At 64.0% G+C, this 3,669-nt stretch carries 3 protein-coding genes; all 3 read right to left on the reverse strand.

The genetic code is table 11. The features are described 5' to 3' along the window. Window positions 1-25: 25 nt before the first annotated feature. Window positions 26-1,417 carry a S41 family peptidase gene (locus ABW043_RS03715; RefSeq protein ID WP_353919889.1) on the reverse strand — a complete coding sequence of 464 codons (1,392 nt, stop codon included), beginning with the start codon at window positions 1,415-1,417 and terminating at the stop codon, window positions 26-28. Between the two features lie 6 nt (window positions 1,418-1,423). After that, window positions 1,424-2,851: a murein hydrolase activator EnvC family protein gene (locus ABW043_RS03720; RefSeq protein ID WP_353919890.1), complete on the reverse strand. Its 1,428-nt coding sequence runs from the start codon at window positions 2,849-2,851 to the stop codon at window positions 1,424-1,426. Window positions 2,852-3,036: 185 nt separating this feature from the next. Next, on the reverse strand, window positions 3,037-3,519 hold the full coding sequence (gene rlmH, locus ABW043_RS03725) for a 23S rRNA (pseudouridine(1915)-N(3))-methyltransferase RlmH (protein WP_353919891.1): 483 nt from the start codon (window positions 3,517-3,519) through the stop codon (window positions 3,037-3,039). Window positions 3,520-3,669: the final 150 nt, after the last annotated feature.

Genomic DNA, 3,669 nt, shown 5'->3' on the forward strand with positions numbered 1-3,669 from the left:
CCCCCAGTCTAGCACGGCTCAGCCGTTACTCCGCCTTTGGCGGGTAGGCTTCGTTGGTCTCTTCGCCGTTGATCAGCTTGATCGCATATTGAAGCTGGGCGTCGTCGGCAGCTTCCTGCGGCACATAGACCGAGGAGCCGACGGTGCTTTCTTCCTGACCCTCGATGGTGATGTGACCGGCAAGGCCGGCTTCACCGACGATTTCGTCGCGGCCCTGGAATTCGGCCGGTACCACCTGGCGGATTTCGATATCGGGCGTGATGCCGAGCGCCTGGATGGAGCGGTTGTCCGGGGTGTAGTAGCGGGCCGTGGTCAGGCGCATGGCGCCATCGGGGCCAAGCGAGATGATCGACTGCACCGAACCCTTGCCGAAGGAGCGCGTGCCGACGAGCGTGGCGCGCTTGTGGTCCTGGAGGGCACCGGCGACGATTTCCGAAGCCGAGGCCGAGCCGCCGTTGATCAGGACGACCAGCGGCACGTCGGCGAGCTGTTCGTCGAGCGGATCGGCTTCAGCGTCGTAACGGGCGCTTTCCTGTTCGGTCCGGCCACGGGTCAGCACGACCGCACCCTGCTTGAGGAAGGCATCAGCAACGTAGACCGCTTGGTCGACGAGGCCGCCCGGATTGTTACGCAGGTCGAGGATGATGCCCTTGGGCGCCACGCCGTCACGCTCGGCATAGATATCCTTGATGGCGTTCTCGATGCCGATATAGGCCTGGGCCGAGAAGCGGGCGAGACGCAGCACAGCCACGTCGCCTTCCATGCTCCAGCGCACGGCGCGCATGGCAATGGTGGCGCGCGTCAGCTTGAATTCGAGCGGCTTGTCGACGCCTTCGCGGGCGACGGTCACCGTGATGTCCGAACCCACCGGTCCACGCATCTTTTCGACGGCTTCGTCGAGCGACAGGCCCTGGATGGAAACGCCATCGAGCTCGATGATGAAGTCATTGGAGAGGATGCCCGCGCGGGCCGCCGGGGTGTCGTCGATGGGCGAGATGACCTTGATCGTGCCCTCTTCCATCGTGACTTCGATGCCGAGGCCGCCGAATTCGCCCGAAGTATCCTGGCGCATTTCGTCATAGTCGGCCGGGGGCAGATAGCCCGAATGAGGGTCGAGCGAGGTCAGCATGCCCTGGATGGCGGCGCGGATCAGCTCCTGCTCGTCCGGGGGATCGACATATTCGGCGCGGATGCGGTCAAAGATCTCGCCGAAAAGGTTGAGGTCGGCATAGATCTCGAGCGGATCGCGCGGCTCCTTGGCGAGCTCTTCGGCTGTGGGGGCGGGCTGTTCGCCACTTGGATTAGGCTCTTCCACCGGCGTTTCGGGGGCCGGCGGCGTGTCCTGTGCCAATGCCCCGATCGTCGGGATCAGCAGCGCCACACCAAGGGCGGCGGCGCGAAGGGTGGTCAAGCGCATGGATTACTATCCCGTCTGTTGTTCGTTCTGGGCCCACCAGCTTTCCGGGTCGATGGGCTCGTTGTTCTGTCGCAATTCTATATAAAGCGTCGGTTGGGCGGCGCCAGCATTGGTGGTTACGGTCCGCCCAATTGTGCGTGATCCCATCTGTCCCAGCGGTTCGCCCAGCAGCACGAACTGCCCGATATCGACGGAAATGGTGTCAAGCCCGGCCAGCAGGGTCGTATAGCCCTGGCCGGTATTGAGAATGACGATCTGGCCATAATTGAGGTAGGGGCCCTTGTAGAGCACCCAACCATCGGCCGGGGCCACCACCTGCGCCTCGGCACGGGTGACGATGGACTGGCCCTGCGAAATGCCGCCAAAGCCATCTCCTGCGCCAAACTGCACCACGGTGACGCCATTGGCCGGCTGGGCGAGATAGCCGCGCGCCAGCGGGAAAGGCACGGCCGGTTCGGTGCGCGCGGCATTGGCAAAGGCGAGCTGGATCGCTTCGGGCGAAAGCTGGGGTATGTCGGGCTGCGCCGGCGTGCCGGTCTGTGTCTGGCTGGCGCGGGCCGAGAGGGCGTCGATCAGTTCGCGCAAGGTGCTGGCGCGTTCGGCAAGATCGACGGCGGCCAGTTCCTCGGTGCTGAGCTGGGTCCCGACATTCTCGATGCCCTGCTTGCGCGCTGCAATCAGGGTCGCGATACGCAATTGCTCTTCTTCGAGCACGGCATAATTGGCTTTCAGCGTCGCCTCTTCGGCCAGCGCCTGTTCCTTGATGCCCATCAGCGTCTTGAGATCGGTGCTGACCGTGTCGGCGCGATTGCGAAGCTGCGGCACGATGGCGGCGATCAGCATGGCGCCGCGGGCCGAGCCCAGGGCGTCGCTGGGATCAACGATCAGTGCCGGCGGCGGATTGAGCGAAATGCGCTCGAGCGCTGCCAGCACATTGGCGATTTCGGCATCGGCGCCATCGAGCCGGCCGCGCACTTCCAGTTCCTCGACGATGAGATTGGAGAGGCGCTCTTCGACATCGGCCACTTCGATTTCAGCAAGCTTCACCCGCTGGCCGGCGGCGATGAGCGCGGCGTTCTGGCGGGTGCGATCACCCTCCATCTCGGCGATTTCGGCCTTCAGCGCATCGATGCGCTCGCGGCTCAATTGCAGCGAGGCTTCCACTTCCTCAAGATCGGCCGCGTTGCTGCGCGCCGTTTCTTCGCCATCGGCCGGAGGGGCTGTTTCGGCGGTCGGCACGGCTTCGGTTGCTGGCGCGGTTTCAGCAGGGGCAGGCGTTGCCTCTGTCGGCGCTGGCGTGGTGGTGGTCGCCGCGGGCGGTGTGGTTGTGGCTGGAGGCGTCTCGGTCTGGGCGAGGAGAGGCAGCGCAAAACCCCCGGCAAGCACAATGCCGCCGAGCGTTGCTCTGACGATGCTGTCCGGCCAAACCGGCATGAAAACTCCTGGGCCCTGCGGCTTGCCCGCACGGCGCACCGAATCACTCTTGGGGAGATTAGCAAAGGCGGGGGAAACCGCAGGTTAACGATGCTTAACCATAATCTGCCGCTGTCCTCGGCGCTCCCTAGGGGGCGGAGGCGCCGGAATTGTGGCGCCTGGCGTCGGTTTTGGCCGACATGCTTCTAGTCGCCGCGATGATAGGGATGGCCCGAAAGAATGGTCGTTGCCCGATAGAGCTGTTCGGCCAGCATGATGCGGACGAGCTGGTGCGGCCAGACCATGGGCGAAAAGCTTAGCGACAGGTCGGCATTGCGCACGAAATCGGGATCAATGCCGTCGGCGCCACCAATCACGAAGGACACGGCAGGCCGACCCTCATCGCGCCAGCGGCCAAGCAGATTGGCAAAGGCTTCGGAACCAATGGATTTGCCGCGCTCGTCGAGGGTGACCAGAATGCCGTCGGGCAGGGCAGCACGCAGCCCCTTGGCTTCCTCGACTTTTCGCGAGGCGGCGGAGCCGGCGCGGGATTCGTTGAGTTCGGTGACGTCGAATCCGGTCAGTGCCAGCGGCTTGCCGCTGGCTGTGGCGCGATCGAGATAGCGCGAGACAAGCTCACGCTCGGGACCGGACTTCATCCGGCCCACGGCCGCTATGGCAATGTGCATGGGCTTTCCTTGCGCGTCGGCTTACAGAAAATCGGGCCGACGCCGGAGCGCTTGCAGGAAAAGTGGAAACCACTCTTCCGGTTCGAAAGCGCGACAAAACAAAGCGTATGGCCATTTCACTGTCTAAGAAAAACAGTGACATGGTTGGCT

It is taken from the genome of Devosia sp. (assembly GCF_040509215.1).
Lineage (GTDB): Bacteria > Pseudomonadota > Alphaproteobacteria > Rhizobiales > Devosiaceae > Devosia.